The sequence below is a fragment of the Devosia sp. genome (assembly GCF_025809055.1).
Lineage (GTDB): Bacteria > Pseudomonadota > Alphaproteobacteria > Rhizobiales > Devosiaceae > Devosia.
Genome location: NZ_CP075529.1, coordinates 1,730,590 through 1,745,695, shown reverse-complemented (window position 1 = coordinate 1,745,695; position 15,106 = coordinate 1,730,590). Strand labels below are relative to the sequence as shown.

Here is a 15,106-nt window from a genome sequence, read left to right as displayed (position 1 = left end):
GTGGCGGGTCCATCGCCGGCAGGGCGCCGGGTGAGCCTGGTCATTCTACAGTCGGCGGCATTGCTGGCGCTGTTTCTTGTGGTCGCCAAAGCTGCTGGCGCGTTCAAGGAAATCGCCGTAGCGGCGGCCTATGGTACTTCGGGAACGGCAGACGCCTATTCGTTCCTGTCGGGCCTTGCCGGGTGGCCCATCGCCCTGTTTTCGATGACCGCCGGGGTCATTCTCGTGCCCCTGCTGGTGCAACTGGGCAAGACGGACAGAGCCGCCGAGGCGCTGGCCCTGCGGGCTGTGCTCAGTTGGAGCGGCATTATCGGGATAGTCGCCGGCTTGGCGGCCGGTCTCGTGTTTTGGTGGCTGGGACGCGATGGGGGCCCGGAACTCCAAGCGCTGGCGGTGCCGATGGCGCTCACCATTCCGTTCGGCGTGGTCAGCGCGGCCATGACCGCCCGCCTGATGGCCGCCAAGAAGCATGTCGGTACATTTCTCGAGGCGGTGACGCCGCTGGTTCTCATTGCCTCGATCGTCAGCCTTGGCGGGACCATGGAGGGTGCCAGTCTGCTCGGGCTCGGCAGCCTCGCGGGATTTGCGCTCACCAGCCTGCTTCTGTTTTTCGCCCTGCACAGGACGGGTGCCGACCTGCGCCCGGGTCTGGCAGGGACGACCGTGCTGGTTCAGCAGGTGGGCTCGGGCATGGTCGTGGTGCTGGTGGCGCAGGTTGCCTTTTCCATCGGCGGGACGGTGCTCGACCAGATCGTGGCGGCACAACTCTCTGACGGTTCCAACGCCGTGGTCAATTATACAAACAAGGCGCTGACGCTGGTCACCAGCATGGCCGCGATCGTTGTCGGGCGCGCCGTCCTGCCCAATTTCGCCGAGGCGGCCCTTGAAGGCGCGGTTGTCGTGGCGCGCCTGGCTCGCCTCTGGTCGCTGGCGATGCTGGCGGCCGGGATTGTGCTGGCCGGCGGACTCTATGTGCTGGCGCCCTGGGTGATTTCCGTTCTCTATGAGCGTGGTGAATTCTCATCTGCGGACGTGGCCAAGGTGGCGGAGGCCCTGCGTGCCGGCGTGTTGCAGCTGCCATTCTACTTTGCCAGCCTGATCCTGGCGCAATGGGTGGCCAGCACGCGGCAATACTGGCTTCTGCTGGTTGCCAACCTGGCGGCCGTCGGTGCCAAGGCGCTGGTCCTGGTGCTGTTCCTGGCACAATACGGCATCGCCGCCATCTTCTGGGGAACGGCGGCCATGTATGGCGTGTCCCTGCTGGTGCTGGGCGTGTTCATCCTGCGCGAGCGGGACCGATGAGGATCAACCTTGTCTGCTATAGTTTGCGGGGGGGCGGCGCCGAACGCGTGGCGGTCAACCTCGCCGATGCCTGGGTGGCGCGGGGGCACGAGGTCATTGCCACCACCATGACGCCCCTCAGTGAGGTCGAATACAGCCCAGACCAGAGGGTGCAGCTACAAAGCCTGTCCGAGCCCAAGCCGCTGCGCGTGGGCGGGGCCGGGATGCTGGATCGGCTGTTGCGCTTGCGGCGAGCCCTACGGAGCAACCGTCCGGACCTGGTCGTGGCGGTGCAGGGCAACATGGTCATCGAAACCGCACTGGCCAGCATCGGGCAGCCCTGGCCGTTGATTGGCTGCGAACACAATCACCCCGATCACGCGGTGCAGGGCCGGTTCTGGAACGCCATCCGCTTTTCGGCCTATCGGCGCCTCAACCTGTTGACCACCCTGGCGGAAGGCGCGGCCGATGCGCTGCGGCAGCGTGTGGGCCGGGTGACGGTGCAGGTCATTCCCAATGCCGTGCGTTGGCCGGGCGTGGATGGCGAGCCGCGGCTGGCCGTGGAAGAGGTGGTGCCGGACGGCAGAACCATGGTGCTGTCGGCGGGGCGGTTCGTCGAGGCCAAGAATTTCGGTGACCTGATCCGCGCCTTCGCTTCTGTCTCCAAAGGCCGGCCGGAAGCGCATCTGGTAATCCTGGGAGACGGACCGCAGCGGCAATCCATGGCAGACCTGGCAGGTTCGCTTGGCCTGGCCGACAAAGTCAGCCTGCCGGGCCGGGTCGGCAATATGAGCGATTGGTATGGTGCGGCGCGCATCTTCGCCATGTCCTCGCTGTGGGAGGGCATGCCCATGGTGATGCTGGAAGCCATGGCGCATGGCGTGCCCGTCGCCTGCTACGATTTCCGCTATGGCGCGCGCGACATTGTGCGGCCTGGCCTGGATGGCGTCATCTCGCGGGAGAACACGCCCGAGGCGCTCGGCGAGGCCATTGCGGCGCTGCTGGACGACGAGCCCCGACGTCATGCGATGGCTGCGGCGGCCCTCGATGTCCGGGAGCGCTTTGGGGAGGCCGCCGTCATGGCGCAGTGGGACGCGGTGCTGGCACAGATGCGCGGGAAGAAACGGGCGCCGAATGAATCCGGCGCCCGTGATTAGGGGCTATTCGGCGATCTTGGCGTCGCGGAAATAGGGGACGTTGAGCGTCGAGCGCCAGAAGCCGGTCACGTCGGGGCTCATCATCATGTAGTTGTAGCGATGGTACTGCGGCAGGATGACGTGGTCATTCATCAGGATGGCCTCGGCCTGTCGCATGTCGTCACGGGATTCGGCCTCGTCGCTGGCCGACTTTGCCGCTGCGATGGCAGCGTCAAAGTCTGGGTTGGACCAGTTGTTGAGGTTGTTGGCGCTGCCGGTGACAAAGTTGTCGAGGAAGGTCATGGGGTGCGGATAGTCGGCACCCCAGCCCATCTGCGCGACCTGGTACTCGATCTTCTGCACTTCGGGATAATAGACCTGCCACTCGGTGGCCTGGATCTTGACGTCGATATTGAGGTTTTCCTTCCACATCTGCTGGATGGCTTCCAGCAGCTTTTCGATCGGCGGGGAGGAATAGGTGACATAGAGCGTTTCCGGGAAGCCTTCGCCATTGGGATAGCCGGCTTCGGCGAGCTCGGCCTGGGCGCCCTCGACATCGGCCGTTTCCGAGAGACCAAATGTATCACGGCCGGCGGTATAGTCTTCGCCGCCCAGACTCATGCCCGGAGGCACGAGGCCAAGGGCCGGCGTATCGGCAGACTGCAGGACGAACTCGATGATCTCGGAGCGGTCGATGGCCATCGACAGCGCCTTGCGGACATGAAGATTGTCGAGCGGGGCCTGGTTGGGATTGAAGAAGGCATAGGTGGTGCCCAATGCCGGGATCACCATGAAGGCATCGGACTCGACCGAGAGGCGTGGAATTTCCGGCGCGGGAACGGCCTCGATGCCGTCGACATCACCGGCCTCAAAGGCGGCAAGGGCCGTCGCCGGATCGGGGATGAGACGGAAGGTCAGCTTGTCGAGGCTGACCGCATCGGCGTCGTAATAGTTGGGGTTCTTCTCGAACACCACCGACTCGCCCTGGTTGAAGGCGGTGACGCGGAAGGGACCGGTGCCGATAAAGGTCGCCGGATTGCGGGTCCAGCCTTCCGGATCGGCCGAGACGACGTCTTCGCGCACCGGATAGAAGGTCGGGTAATTGAGAAGCTGCATCATATAGGGGACGCGGCTCTTGAGGGTGAAGGTCAGCGTCTTGTCATCCGGGGCCGAAATGGCGACAGCGGCCATGTCGCCGCCATTATAGGCCTCTTCGGCACCTTCGATGAGGAACAGCATCTGCGAATTCATGGCCCCGGCGGCCGGATCGAGAACGCGGGTCCAGGCATAGACGAAATCGGCTGCCTTGACCGGTTCGCCATCCGACCATTTTGCATCGCGCAGGTGGAAGGTATAGGTCAGGCCGTCCTCGGAAATCTCCCAGCTTTCGGCCAGGGCCGGAATGACCTCGCCTTCCGGATCGAAGCGGATGAGGCCTTCGAAGGTGTTGCCGATAATGGGCGCGGCAAAGGTCTCGGCAGTGGTGCCGGGATCATATTTTGCGCTCTCGTTGTTGACGACATAGGTCAACTCGCCCGCGGCAAAGGCCGTGGCCGTCGAGGCCAGCAGCGCTGCCGTCATCAGTGGCAAGACAAATCTCTTCATGACGTTCTCTCCTGTTATTGGGTTTTTGACCCGGGTGAATGCTGCGCCGGCGGGCCGGCGAAGTGGCAGGCTGCCAGATGTCCGCCGCTGATGTCAGCCAGCGGCGGTTCGGTGCTGGCGCAGATTTCGGCTGCCATCGGACAGCGGGTGCGGAAGCGGCAGCCGGTGGGAATGTCGATGGGGCTTGGGATTTCGCCGCGCATGGGCTCGCTGGTGCGCACCGCCTCCGGGTCGGGTACCGGAATGGAGGCGAGCAGGGCGCGGGTATAGGGATGGCTCGGCCGATGGTAGAGATCGGCGCTGGTGGCCAGTTCGACGATGCGGCCCAGATACATGACGCCGATGCGATCGGAGATATGGCGGACCATGGAAAGATCGTGGGTGATGAAGAGGAAGGTCAGGCCCAGGTCGGCCTGAAGATCCTCGAGCATATTGACCACCTGCGCCTGGACGGAGACGTCGAGCGCCGAAATCGGTTCGTCACAGATGACGAGATCGGGTTCGAGGGCAATGGCGCGGGCAATGCCGATGCGCTGGCGCTGGCCGCCGGAAAATTCGTGGGCGAAGCGCTGGGCGGAATCGGCGGGCAGGCCGACCCGATCCAGCAGGTCGGCGACCTTGCGGGCCCGGGTCTGGCTCGTGCCGATGCCAGCAATTTCGAGTGGTTCAGCGATCAGGTCGCCCACGCTCATGCGCGGATTGAGCGAAGCATAGGGATCCTGGAAAATCATCTGCACCCGGCGGCGGAAGGCGCGAAGGCCCGCTTCGGGGAGATTGGAGACATCGGTGCCGTCGAAGCGGATGGAGCCGGAGGTCGGCTCGTGGAGGCGGATGACGGTGCGCGCCAGGGTCGACTTGCCGCAACCCGATTCACCGACAAGGCCGAGCGTTTCGCCCTTGAGGAGGTCGAGATCGACGCCGTCCACGGCGCGCAGCACCGGCCTTTGGGTGAAGGGCGGCGCGGAGAGGCGGAAATGCTTGTGCAGGCCGCGCAGTTGCAGGAGGGGCTGGGTCATGCCGCCACCTCGTTGATGCCTTGGACTCTCGGAGCATCGGGGTGTTGCAGCCAGCAGCGGGACTGGTGATCGTTTCCGAACAGCGGCGGCAGGGCGGCGAGGCATTGTGCCATGGCATGGGGGCAGCGCGGCGCGAAGGGGCAGCCTTGTGGTGGCGCCAGCATGTTTGGCGGGCTGCCGGGAATGGGCGTCAGGCGGCGATGGGTGTCGTCGCGCAGGTCGGGCACGGCTTCGAGGAGGCCGGTGGTATAGGGATGGGCCGGGCGGGCGAACAGGCTGCGCACCGGGGCCGTTTCCATCACCATGCCGCCATAGAGCACCAGCACCCGATCGGCGGTTTCGGCGATCACACCCAGGTCGTGGGTGATGAGAATGACGGCCATGCCCAGCCGCTTCTGCAGGTCCTTGAGCAGGCTCAGGATCTGGCGCTGGATGGTGACGTCGAGCGCGGTGGTGGGCTCATCGGCGATGAGCAGTTGCGGATCGCAGGCCAGGGCCATGGCGATCATCACGCGCTGGCGCATGCCGCCGGAAAACTCGTGCGGAAAGGATTTCAGCCGTGAGGCGGCGGAGGGAATGCGCACCAGCTCGAACAGTTCGATGGCGCGGGCGCGCGCTTCGGCGCGGCTGGCGCGGCGGTGGCGCAGGATGGATTCCATGACCTGCTCGCCCACACTCAGCGTCGGATTGAGCGAGGTCATGGGATCCTGGAAGATGACCCCGATGCGATTGCCGCGCAGATCGGACAGGGCATTTTCATCGAGCGCAAGAAGGTCCTGCCCGTCGAAGCGGGCACTGCCCGATTTGATGCGGCCGCCGGCCTTGAGCAGGCGCAGCACCGACATGCAGGTGATCGATTTGCCCGATCCGCTTTCGCCGACCAGGCCGAGAATTTCGCCGGGCCGGACATCGAAGCTGACGCCGCGCACGGCCTGGACCTCACCGCGCCGGGTGAAAAAGGAAGTAGTCAGGTCGCGAACGGAGAGAATGGGCTGGGTCATGCGCTGAGCCTCGGATCGAGCGCATCGCGCAGGCCATCGCCGAGGAAATTGAAGGCGAACATGGTGAGCGAGATGGCGGCGGCCGGAAAGAACAGCTGATGCGGATAGGCGCGCAGCGTTTCGACGGCTTCGGAGGTCAGGGTGCCCCAGGAGGCCAGCGGCGGCGTGACGCCCAGGCCAATGAAGCTCATGAAACTCTCGATGAAGATGGCCGAGGGGATTAGCATGGTCAGGGTGACGATGATGGGGCCGATGGCATTGGGCAGGAGATGGCGCGTCAGGATGCGGGCGGGCGAGGCGCCCATGGTGCGTGCCGCCGAGACATAGTCCTGGCTCTTCAGCGACAGGATCTGCCCGCGCACGATGCGGGCCATATCCACCCAGAAGACCGAGCCAATGGCGACGATGATGGAGATGAGGCCATTGTCGAAAACGACCATGAGCAGGACGACATAAAGCGTCAGGGGAATGGTTGAGATGATCTCGACGATGCGCATCATCACCGCATCGACCTTGCCGCCGAGATAGCCGGCAATGCCGCCATAGAAGACGCCGATGAAAAAGTTCACCAGCGTGGCGACGAAGGCCACCGTTAAAGAAATCTGGGCGCCGTAGAGCTGGCGCACGAGAATATCGCGGCCGAGCTGATCGGTGCCGAACAGATAGGTTCGGTTCCAGCTCCAGCCGCTGGTGGTGATCTCGCTGCCATCTTCGCGCAGCAGGCGGGCCGGGCGACTGGAGTAATCGAGCGTCACGGCCACGTCGCCGAATTCGAAGGGCTGGGCCTTCTTGATCATGTCCTTGCGGCCGCCACGGATCAGCCCGAGGACGTTTCCGTCCGCATCGACCTCGTAGAGGTTGAAGTTGGAGGCATTGAGGAAGAAGCGCGTGGTCTTGCCCGTGCTGTCGGCTACCTCATAGGTCTCGAAGGCCGGCGGAATATTGGCCAGTTGCAGGCTCTGGGTGAAATAGGTGTGCGGGCTGAGCAGGGGCCCGAAAAAAGCGGCAATGACCAAGGCGATGATGAAGGCGATGCTGAACACCGCGGGCTTGTTGGCCCAGAGACGGCGGCGGGCTTCCTGCCCATAGGTCGGCGCGGGCGGCGGTGGCGCGGCTTCGGCGCCGCCGGCCGGCACCTTTTCCCACATCTGCGGCGCAATATCGCTCATGCCGCCACCTTGGTGAGTTTGATGCGCGGATCGAGCCACACATAGAGAAGGTCGACGATGAGGATCATCACCATGAGGATGGCGGCATAGAAAATGGTGATGCCCATGATGGCGGTATAGTCCCGATTGGTGATCGAGAGCACGAATTGCCGCCCGATGCCAGGCAGGGCGAATATCTGCTCGATGACAAAGGACCCGGTGACCAGATTGGCAACCACGGGGCCAAGCACGGTCACCACCGGCAACAGGGAATTGCGCAGGCCGTGCTTGATCAGCACCTGGCCGCGCCGCAGGCCTTTGGCGCGGGCCGTGGTCATGTAGTCCTGATCGAGGGTTTCAAGCAGCGATGAGCGCGTCAGGCGCGATACAAATGATATCCAGAACCCGGACAGGGCAAAGACGGGCAGGATATAGCCGCGCCAATTGTCGAGCCCGAAAGTGGGCACCCAGCCCAATCTGAGCGCGAACACGTAAAGGGCAATGGTGGCGATGACATAGGACGGGATGGCGACGCCCAGGGTGGCGATAGCCATGACCGTCGTATCGGGCCAGCGATTGCGGTTGAGCGCGGCGATGATGCCCAGGGGCACGCCAAGGGCGACGACGCAGATGACGGCCAGAAGCCCGGTCTGTAGCGTCACCGGAAGGCCGGCTGCGATCATCGAATTGATCGACACGCCGGGATATTTGAACGATGGGCCGAGGTCGAAGGTGAGGATGCGGCCGAGATAGTTGAGATATTGCTGCCAGATGGGCAGGTCGAGCCCGTATTTGGCATTGAGCGCCGCCGCGATTTCGGGCGCCAGCATTCGTTCGGACACAAAGGGCCCGCCCGGCACGGCGTGCATGAGGAAGAAGGTCAGTGTGATGATTGCGAACAGCGTCAGCGCCATCATGCCCAGGCGCTGGGCAAGATAGTACATCATCGCAATTGTGCCTTTTGACGCTGGGCGGGTCGGGACACGATCGTGCCTGGAAACTTGTTTCTTGGTGACATTGCATCACCCCGCCCGCCGATACACAAGGTGATCTTGGAAATTTTTTGTTTCAACAGGCGATTTTTCAGAAAAATGGCCCAAAACTGAAAATCGGCGGTCAGACCGAAAAGTGCCGGTTGAGAATGAGGAAGACGGCGCTGGCGGGAATGGTCAGCAGGGCGGCGCGGGCCATGGCCGCGTCGTCATATCTGCCCTCGGCATCGAGCGCGTTGATGGTGCCGATCAACTGGTTGCCGACCATGATTGGCACGCTGATCGAGGCATTGCAGCCCAGGCCGCGAATGGTCGCGAGATCGGGAAATTCTCCCTCCATCTCTGCAGCGGTATTGATGGCCGTGATCCGCCGCTCGGTGCGCATGGCTTCAAACCAGGCGTCGATCACCAGCGGCTTGGTGCCCATGACGGGATAGATGTCGGGATGGCTCGAATAGACGCGCCGCACCTGCATGTTGGGCATGTCGATGGCAGTGAGGGTAAAGAGGCGCGCGCCGATCAAGGCTTCGGCGAGAGCGTGCAGGGCGCCTCCGGTCTCCAGCGGGTCGCCGTGCCGTGCCAGGACCTCCTCGAAGCGGGCCATGGCCTCCAAAGAAACATCATCCATGATCCTGCCCTTTCCGACTCACCTGAGCCTATTCGGTATCGTCTTTCACCGCTTCCATCGAGACATGGGTTGAGGTGTGCGACACATGGGGCAGGGCGGAGATTTTTTCGCCCAGCACTTCGCGATAGGCGGCGATATCCTTGGTACGGACCTTGAGCAGGTAATCAAAGCTCGAGGCGATCATGTGCGCCTGCTCGACCTCGGGCAGGGCGCGCACGGCCGCGTTGAAGGCTTCCAAAGCCGCCTTGCGGGTATCGCTGAGGCGCACTTCGACAAAGGCGATATGGGGCAGGCCCAGGCGATTGGGATCGATGACCGCCCGGTAGCCCAGGATGTAGCCGGCCTGTTCAAGGCGCTTGATGCGGGCCTGGCAGGGCGTTTTCGACAGATGCACCCTGCGGCTGAGTTCAGCGACGCTGATGCGGCCATTGCGCGCCAGTTCGGCGAGGATGCGGCGGTCCATCTGGTCGATTGTATCGTCAGGATGCGGGATGATAGATGTTTCGCCTTCAAATTTCGAAACTGGAATATCTTTCGCCTCTCAACTTAGCACAGATAAGGAAAAAGGCCTATCGGCAACGCGGTAGAATGGCTTCTCCATCGGGAGGGATGCCATGGTTCTCGAAGCTAGCCGTCGCCAGATGCGGGCAATGATCGATGCCGATGAACCGAGCCTGGTTCGGGCATTGGCCGATCAGACCGGCCTTAGCCGAGGTGAGCGGAAGGCCATAACGGCTTCGGCCTCTGCCATGGTCGAGGCGGTACGTGCGGCGGGGTCTGCGGGGCTGATGGAAGACCTGCTCGCTGCCTATGGGCTCGACAAGGCCGAGGGACGGGCCCTGATGACCCTTGCAGAGGCCATGCTGCGCGTGCCCGACCCGCGGACGGGCGAAGCGCTCATCCAGGATCGCCTCAGCGCCGCCGATTGGACATCCTCGGACACGGGTTCGCTGTTCACCCGGCTGTCCGACGGGTCGCTCCACCTCGCGGCAGCAGCGCTGGGCGAGCCGGGGGATGCGCGCAATGCGATCTCGGCACTGGCGGCGCCGGTTGTTCGCTTTGCAGCAGAGCAGGGGATTGGCCAGGTGGCGGGCCAGTTCGTCTTTGGCCGGACCATTGCCGAGGCCGTTTCCGCCGGGCAGAAACAGCGCGCACATGGCGACCGGTTTTCCTATGACATGCTGGGTGAGGCGGCCCGCACCCAGACCGATGCCGAACGCTATGCCAGGGCTTATGCCGATGCCATCGCAGCGCTGACGCCGCATTGCACCGGCCCGGCGGTGCGCGACAATCCCGGCATTTCGGTCAAGCTCAGCGCCTTGCATCCGCGCTACGAAGAGAGCCAGCGAGATCGCGTACTGGCTGAGCTGGTTCCGCTTCTGCTTGAATTGGCCCGCGCGGCCGCCCGCGCCAATATGGGCTTCAACATCGATGCCGAGGAGGCCGACAGGCTTGAACTTTCGCTGGATGTGATCGAGGCCGTCCTGGCCTCGCCGGACCTCGCCGGCTGGGACGGATTTGGTGTCGTGGTGCAGGCCTATGGCAAGCGCATCATGCCGCTCATCGACTGGCTCGAGTCCCTGTCGGCAAGGCTGGACCGGACGATCATGGTGCGGCTGGTCAAGGGCGCCTATTGGGACAGCGAGATCAAGCGGGCGCAGGTTCTGGGGCTGGACGACTACCCGGTCTTTACGCAGAAGGCCGCGACCGATGTGAGCTACCTCGCGGCGGTGCGGCGCCTGTTGGCCTGTCCCCGATTTTACCCGCAATTTGCAACGCACAATGCCCACAGCGCCGTCGCGGTCCACGAACTGGCAAAGCGCGCGGGGCGCGGTGTTACGGAGTACGAATTCCAGCGTCTCCACGGCATGGGCCAGCAATTGCACGCCCTGATGCGGAAGCAATGGGGCACGCAGACCCGCATCTATGCGCCGGTCGGAGCGCATCGCGATCTATTGGCCTATCTGGTGCGCCGCCTGCTCGAGAACGGCGCCAATGGCTCATTCGTGCACCAGATTGCCGACCGGCGGATCCCGGCGGCCGACGTGGCGCGCGACCCGGTGGAGACGGCGCTGCAATTGGCCGAAGCCTTGCCGCGGCCCGCCGATATCTTTCCCGGCAGGCGCAATTCGGCGGGTGTCGATCTGGCCGATCGCGGGGCGCTGGCCGAACTCGACGGTGAACGGCTCATTTTCCGTCACAGCCAGTGGTCCGCGTGCCCATTGGTCGGGGGCGAACACGGAGTGGGACAGTCATCGGATGTGATCAATCCGGCCGATCCGGGCGATGTTGTCGGCCGCGTGGTTGCGGCCGATGCTGCAAGCGTCGCGAAAGCGGTGGGCATTGCTGCGACAAGCCGCTGGACCGCCGTTGCCCCGGCCGTCCGGGCCGAAATACTCAACAAGGCTGCCGATGCATTCGAGGCCCAACGCGGCGAGCTTCTGGCGTTGCTGGCGCGGGAAGCGGGAAAAACCCTGCCGGATGGCATTGCCGAGATGCGTGAGGCGGTGGATTTCCTGCGCTACTACGCCCAGGAAGGCGCGAACCTGCAAAGCCCGGCGCGCGGTCCCTTCACCTGCATCGCGCCATGGAATTTTCCCCTCGCCATCTTTACCGGACAGGTCGCGGCGGCGCTGATGGCGGGCAATCCGGTTTTGGCCAAGCCCGCGCCGCAGACGCCGCTGATTGCCTTCCGGGCGGTGCAATTGCTGCATGCGGCCGGGGTGCCGGCGGACGCGCTGCAGCTGCTGCCTGGTGGCGGAGAGGTGGGAGCGGCGCTGGTGTCCGCGCCTGGCGTCGCCGGGGTGGCCTTCACCGGATCGACCGCGACCGCCCGCGCCATCAATGCCGCCATGGCCAGCCATCTTGACCCCCGGGCGCCGCTGATCGCGGAAACCGGCGGCATCAACGCCATGATTGTCGATTCCACCGCCCTGCCGGAGCAGGTGGTGCGCGATGTCGTGGCCTCGGCGTTTCAATCGGCCGGACAGCGCTGCTCGGCGCTGCGGGTGCTCTATCTCCAGGCCGAGGTGGCCCCCGCCATTATCGAGATGCTGAAGGGCGCCATGGATCAGCTGCGCCTTGGCGATCCATGGTCTTTTGCTACCGATATCGGTCCGATCATCGACGGGCCGGCACGGGAGCGGATCGCAGACTATGTCGCGCGGCGGAGCGGAGCGATCATCCACCAGCTGCCGGTTCCGGACGGTGGGCATTTCACTGGCCCGACGCTGTTCGGGGTCAGCGGGATCGAGGACGTGCCCGAGGAAGTTTTCGGGCCTATCCTGCATGTGGCGACATATCGCGCGGCGGAGCTGGATCGGGTGGTCGCTGCCATCAATGCGACCGGCTATGGGCTGACCTTTGGCCTTCACACCCGCATCGAATCGCGGGCCGAGCGGTTGGCCGATGCGGCAAGGGCGGGCAATATCTATGTGAACCGCAACCAGATCGGGGCGGTGGTGGGCTCACAGCCCTTTGGTGGTGAAGGGCTTTCAGGCACGGGGCCGAAAGCCGGTGGCCCCAACTACCTGCCGCGCTTTACCGCTGGCGGGGTGGCCCAGCGGGTGGATGAGCGGGTTTTGCCCGGGGTCACCGGGGAGAGCAATGTGCTGCGGCTCGAACCGCGCGGCACGCTGCTGTGCCTTGGACCCAGCGCTGCGGGTCGGGCGGCGCAACATGCGATGGCGCGCGATGCCGGTTGCAAGGCGGTGGACGGCAATTTCGAGGCTGCCGACCTGGCCGAAGGGCAGGGGTTTGATGCGGTGGCGCTGTTTGGCGGCGAGGCCGCGTTGCGCCGTGCGCGGGTGGCCATGGCCCGGCGCGCCGGGCCGATACTGCCGCTCATCACCGGCGCCGATCAGATTGACCGGCTGTGGATCGAGCGGCATGTGTGCGTGGACACGACCGCGGCGGGCGGCAATACCAGCCTGCTCAATGGTCAGGTGAACTGAGAGCGCATGGCGCTGGGGTCGAGCTCTTCGGGGCGGCCGGCAAGCGACAGGCTGGTGCGGCGCGGCGCACTATTGGCGATGACCTTGCCCGACTTGATGACCTTGAGGCGCGTTGCCCGGAGCCGGATGGCCTCGATGGGGTCGGCGGCCTGCAACACGACCATGTCGGCCTTGTTGCCAACTGCGATCCCATAACCATCGAGATGCATGATTTTTGCCGGGCCGGTGGTGACCGCGTCGAAGCATTGCCGCATGGCGGCGCGGCCGGTCATCTGTGCCACGTGCAAGCCCATGGATGCGACCTCAAGCATGTCGCCGCTGCCGAGCGAATACCAGGGGTCCATCACGCAGTCATGGCCGAAGGCGCAGGTGATGCCATAAGTCAGCATTTCCGGAATACGGGTCATGCCGCGCCGCTTGGGATAGGTGTCGTGGCGCCCCTGGATACCGATATTGATCAGGGGATTGGCGGTGGCGCTGACTTCGGCCTCGGCGATCAGCGGCAGCAGTTTTGAGACATAGTAATTGTCCATGGAGTGCATGGATGTGAGGTGCGAACCGTTGACGCGACCGTTGAGGCCCAGGCGTTGCGTTTCATAGGCCAGCGTCTCGATGTGACGGCTCATCGGGTCGTCGGTCTCGTCGCAGTGGAGATCGACGAGCAGGCCGCGCTCGGCCGCGATTTCGCACAGGGCTTTCACGCTGGCGGCGCCATCGCTCATGGTGCGCTCGAAATGCGGGATGCCGCCGACGACATCGACGCCCAGGTCGAGGGCGCGGTTGAGGAGGTCCACAGCGCCGGGATAGCGGAAATAGCCATCCTGCGGAAAGGCGACCAGTTGCAGGTCGATATAGGGTGCGACGCGCTTTTTTACCTCCAGCAGCGCTTCGACGCCGAGCAGTCTTTCATCGCAGATGTCGACATGGGTGCGGATGGCGAGGAGGCCCTGGCTTACCGCCAGGTCACAATAGGCCATGGCCCGCTCGATCACTGCCTCGTGGGTCAGGAGCGGCTTGAGTTCCCCCCAGATACGGATGCCTTCGAGCAGCAACCCGCTCTCGTTGATCCGCGGCAGGCCGAGCGAGAGGGTCGCGTCCATATGAAAGTGGCAATCGACGAAGGGGGGCGACACCAATTGACCGGCTGCATTGATCGTCTCGCCTGCGTCGCCGCCGAGATTGGTTTCGAGCGCGGTTATGCGGCCGGCCCTTATGCCGATGTCGAGACCGGTGCGGCCATCGGGCAGGGTGGCGTTGATGATTTTCAGGTCGAACATGTCGTGCCTCTGGCGTTTCAACTTTAGCGGTGTCATCCCCGCGAAAGCGGGGACCTTTGTTTTTCGCAACAGGGGTTCCCGCTTTCGCGGGAATGACTCGGTGGAATGCGGTCAGTTCCTAATGCCGCTGTCCCCGTGTCCAGGGTTGCAGCAGGGCGCGCGGGTAGTCTGCCTTGCGGGCGACGAGCACCAGCGCAAGGATGGACAGGAGATAGGGCATCATCAGGAAGACCTGGCCGGGTACGACCTGGCCGATTTCGGCCTGCAGGCGGATCTGGAAGGCATCGAAGGCGCCAAAGAGCAGGGCGCCGAGCAGGGCCTTGCCGGGCTGCCAGGAGGCAAAGACGACAAGCGCGATGCAGATCCAGCCCCGGCCATTGACCATGCCGAAGAAGAAGGCATCGAAGGCTGACATGGTGAGGAAAGCGCCGCCCAGCGCCATCAGCGCCGATCCGGCAATCACCGCCCCGACCCGTAGGCCGACGACCGATAGACCCTGCGCCTCGACCGAAGCGGGATTGTCGCCCACCGCCCGGATGGCGAGGCCCAGCGGCGTCCGGTAGAGCACCAAAGCCACGAGGGCGACGAGCGCGATGGCGAGCCAGGTGAGGCCCGTCTGCTGGAACAGCGCGGGACCGAAAAACGGCAGGTCCGACAGGCCCGGTATGGATACCGGCTGGAACGGGGTGATGCGCGGCGGCGAGGTAACACTGGGCAATGCGGTGCGGTAGGTGAAGTAGCTGAGGCTGGTGGCCAGGAGCGTGATGCCGATGCCGGAGACGTGCTGCGACAGGCCGAGAATGACCGTGAGCAGGGCGTGCAGTGATCCGAAAACGGCCCCGGCCAGGGCCGCCACCAGTACCCCGCCCCAGAGACCGGCACCAAGATAGACGGCCAGCCAGCCGGCCATGGCCCCGGCCACGAAAATGCCTTCGATCCCCAGATTGAGCACGCCGGCCCGTTCGCAGATGAGAGCGCCCAGAACGCCGAAAATCAGCGGCGTGGCGATGCGGATGGCGGCGGCCCAGAAATTGGCCGAGCCCAGGATCTCGAAAAGGACATCCATGGC

Annotated in this window: 12 protein-coding genes; 3 read left to right on the top strand and 9 right to left on the bottom strand. The window is 64.3% G+C overall.

The window, feature by feature from the left end; translation table 11 throughout:
- Both KIT02_RS08500 and KIT02_RS08495 read left to right on the top strand, forming a co-directional pair.
- Window positions 1–1,302, top strand: coding sequence for a lipid II flippase MurJ (locus KIT02_RS08500; protein ID WP_297584946.1), 1,302 nt, complete (start codon window positions 1–3; stop codon window positions 1,300–1,302).
- Window positions 1,299–2,438, top strand: coding sequence for a glycosyltransferase (locus KIT02_RS08495; RefSeq protein WP_297584943.1), 1,140 nt, complete (start codon window positions 1,299–1,301; stop codon window positions 2,436–2,438). The genes KIT02_RS08500 and KIT02_RS08495 overlap by 4 nt, the downstream gene beginning before the upstream one ends.
- A 3-nt stretch (window positions 2,439–2,441) precedes the next feature.
- Here the strand turns inward: KIT02_RS08495 and KIT02_RS08490 are convergent, their stop codons facing one another.
- From KIT02_RS08490 to KIT02_RS08460, 7 genes are all read right to left on the bottom strand, one after another.
- A complete protein-coding gene (locus tag KIT02_RS08490) occupies window positions 2,442–4,022 on the bottom strand; it encodes a peptide ABC transporter substrate-binding protein (protein WP_297584941.1) in 1,581 nt (526 codons plus the stop codon).
- Window positions 4,023–4,036: 14 nt separating this feature from the next.
- The gene (locus tag KIT02_RS08485) at window positions 4,037–5,038 is read right to left on the bottom strand and encodes an oligopeptide/dipeptide ABC transporter ATP-binding protein (protein ID WP_297584938.1); all 1,002 of its coding nucleotides are present in this window, start codon (window positions 5,036–5,038) and stop codon (window positions 4,037–4,039) included.
- Window positions 5,035–6,039: an ABC transporter ATP-binding protein gene (locus tag KIT02_RS08480; RefSeq protein ID WP_297584936.1), complete on the bottom strand. Its 1,005-nt coding sequence runs from the start codon at window positions 6,037–6,039 to the stop codon at window positions 5,035–5,037. The genes KIT02_RS08485 and KIT02_RS08480 overlap by 4 nt, the downstream gene beginning before the upstream one ends.
- Entirely contained in the window at window positions 6,036–7,208 is a 1,173-nt protein-coding gene (locus KIT02_RS08475; RefSeq protein WP_297584933.1) for an ABC transporter permease, read from the bottom strand. Before KIT02_RS08475 ends, KIT02_RS08480 begins: the two co-directional genes overlap by 4 nt.
- Window positions 7,205–8,134: an ABC transporter permease gene (locus KIT02_RS08470; protein WP_297584930.1), complete on the bottom strand. Its 930-nt coding sequence runs from the start codon at window positions 8,132–8,134 to the stop codon at window positions 7,205–7,207. Before KIT02_RS08470 ends, KIT02_RS08475 begins: the two co-directional genes overlap by 4 nt.
- A gap of 169 nt (window positions 8,135–8,303) precedes the next feature.
- Window positions 8,304–8,807, bottom strand: a complete 504-nt coding sequence (locus tag KIT02_RS08465) for a GAF domain-containing protein (RefSeq protein WP_297584928.1) — start codon at window positions 8,805–8,807, stop codon at window positions 8,304–8,306.
- Window positions 8,808–8,835: 28 nt separating this feature from the next.
- Complete coding sequence (locus KIT02_RS08460; RefSeq protein ID WP_297584925.1) at window positions 8,836–9,270, bottom strand: Lrp/AsnC ligand binding domain-containing protein; 435 nt, start codon at window positions 9,268–9,270, stop codon at window positions 8,836–8,838.
- Between the two features lie 151 nt (window positions 9,271–9,421).
- On the opposite strand from KIT02_RS08460, the gene putA reads away from it, so the two are divergent.
- On the top strand, window positions 9,422–12,760 hold the full coding sequence (putA, locus tag KIT02_RS08455; protein ID WP_297584922.1) for a bifunctional proline dehydrogenase/L-glutamate gamma-semialdehyde dehydrogenase PutA: 3,339 nt from the start codon (window positions 9,422–9,424) through the stop codon (window positions 12,758–12,760).
- Here putA and KIT02_RS08450 read toward each other — a convergent pair.
- Window positions 12,748–14,037: an amidohydrolase family protein gene (locus KIT02_RS08450; RefSeq protein ID WP_297584919.1), complete on the bottom strand. Its 1,290-nt coding sequence runs from the start codon at window positions 14,035–14,037 to the stop codon at window positions 12,748–12,750. The two genes, putA and KIT02_RS08450, sit on opposite strands and share 13 nt — an antisense overlap.
- Before the next feature lie 118 nt (window positions 14,038–14,155).
- Window positions 14,156–15,103: an ABC transporter permease gene (locus tag KIT02_RS08445; protein WP_297584917.1), complete on the bottom strand. Its 948-nt coding sequence runs from the start codon at window positions 15,101–15,103 to the stop codon at window positions 14,156–14,158.
- Between the last annotated feature and the right edge of the window lie 3 nt (window positions 15,104–15,106).

Excerpts from the sequence above, each read along its gene's own strand:
- KIT02_RS08460 (WP_297584925.1), bottom strand. The coding sequence starts at position 9,270 with ATGGACCGCCGCATCCTCGCCGAACTGGCGCGCAATGGCCGCATCAGC.
- KIT02_RS08445 (WP_297584917.1), bottom strand. The coding sequence starts at position 15,103 with ATGGATGTCCTTTTCGAGATCCTGGGCTCGGCCAATTTCTGGGCCGCC.
- KIT02_RS08470 (WP_297584930.1), bottom strand. The coding sequence starts at position 8,134 with ATGATGTACTATCTTGCCCAGCGCCTGGGCATGATGGCGCTGACGCTG.
- KIT02_RS08475 (WP_297584933.1), bottom strand. The coding sequence starts at position 7,208 with ATGAGCGATATTGCGCCGCAGATGTGGGAAAAGGTGCCGGCCGGCGGC.
- KIT02_RS08490 (WP_297584941.1), bottom strand. The coding sequence starts at position 4,022 with ATGAAGAGATTTGTCTTGCCACTGATGACGGCAGCGCTGCTGGCCTCG.
- KIT02_RS08465 (WP_297584928.1), bottom strand. The coding sequence starts at position 8,807 with ATGGATGATGTTTCTTTGGAGGCCATGGCCCGCTTCGAGGAGGTCCTG.
- KIT02_RS08480 (WP_297584936.1), bottom strand. The coding sequence starts at position 6,039 with ATGACCCAGCCCATTCTCTCCGTTCGCGACCTGACTACTTCCTTTTTC.
- KIT02_RS08495 (WP_297584943.1), top strand. The coding sequence starts at position 1,299 with ATGAGGATCAACCTTGTCTGCTATAGTTTGCGGGGGGGCGGCGCCGAA.
- putA (WP_297584922.1), top strand. The coding sequence starts at position 9,422 with ATGGTTCTCGAAGCTAGCCGTCGCCAGATGCGGGCAATGATCGATGCC.
- KIT02_RS08450 (WP_297584919.1), bottom strand. The coding sequence starts at position 14,037 with ATGTTCGACCTGAAAATCATCAACGCCACCCTGCCCGATGGCCGCACC.
- KIT02_RS08485 (WP_297584938.1), bottom strand. The coding sequence starts at position 5,038 with ATGACCCAGCCCCTCCTGCAACTGCGCGGCCTGCACAAGCATTTCCGC.